The organism is Vibrio sp. YT-19(2023) (assembly GCF_033337395.1).
Genome location: NZ_JAWOQN010000113.1, coordinates 1 through 1,289, shown reverse-complemented (window position 1 = coordinate 1,289; position 1,289 = coordinate 1). Strand labels below are relative to the sequence as shown.

Annotated in this window: 1 pseudogene; it reads left to right on the top strand. The window is 46.5% G+C overall.

Annotation, left to right across the window (positions count from 1 at the left end):
* Positions 1 to 1,289: pseudogene (locus tag R7E78_RS24215) on the top strand (MoxR-like ATPase); the annotation flags it as partial.

Sequence of the window (1,289 nt, the reverse complement as noted above, 5' to 3'; positions counted from 1 at the left end):
GTCTGCGCCATAGCTTTAAAGGCTCAGATGGCAAAGCGAACTACTGCACGCTCGAGCAAGCGCATCAACTTGGTTTGAACAACATTCCTGCTTACAGTTCGACGATGGACTACGCACCAAGCATGTTGGATGAAACGCCAACTTGGGGTCTGTACGATATTGCGGCGTTTAAGTTTGGTTACGGTCGTAAAGTCGAGACGATTCAAGATTCTTCAGGTTCAGCTCCTGCATCTGTTGCGAAACCGGCAGACAGTGCGAGCGATGAAGACAAAGCAGCATACGCTCGTTACCTCGCTGATCAGCAAGCCTACCAACAAAGCTTTGCATACAAGTTTGGCAACAATCCAGACAACACATCGCTGATGGTGTGTTCTGAAGTGAAGGCACTAACGGGGAACGAGAAAGGCAAATCACTCTACAACTGTGACTTCAGCCGATTCGATACCGCCGCGTTGTCTGATGATCCAGAACTGAATGCGAAAACTCGTTATGGCGCACTTTACTACCTAGATAAAGTGAATGAAATTGAGCGTAAGTCTTACGATTTCTGTACCGATGGGAACGTTTCTCTAAACAGCGACTGTAACCGTTTTGACGAAGGTACAAACCTAGAAGAAATTGTTTCTTACGAGTGGCAGAACTATCTCGATAGCTATGATCGACGCAACTTGGAGTTATATGGGACGACGGGATTATTCTCGTCCGATTATCCTGGTTACTTAGTGCGCCGTTATATGGAAATGAGCGCTATCCGTGACAAGATGGAAGATCTTGAGCGCATCGATAACCTGTACACCAATCTTGGTTACACTTCGTCAACGGATAAGCCGGGTGATTTCTTATTGCGCATTGCTTCAAACCCTCAATACTGTAGCGAAGGCAAAGCCGATAACTCATGGTTCTGTGATTACGCGAATGGGGCGAAAAAATCCGCGGCGTTCTTCCTTGATATCTTGCGCACACCAGAGCATCAATGTGTGATAGAAAATGCGGCAGGCAACCAAAAAGTGATTTCTTTTGGTCAACTGTTAGACAACAACTCACACCAAATTCCGGCTGATTACGATCTTTCAACAGCCAGCTGTTTTGATGATTTGGCAGCACGCTTTATCGAAGATTCAGATGAGGGCTATATAGCTGTTGCGGAAACTGCGAATGGACGCTTCCTAAACTCAATTGGTAGCTTTGACCCTGATTATCCTTGGTCAAATGCGGTGTCTGTGTTGGGCAACTGGCCAGACAAAGCGTTGGCGAGCCACTTCTTAGCACGTCGATTCTCGAACCGTTTT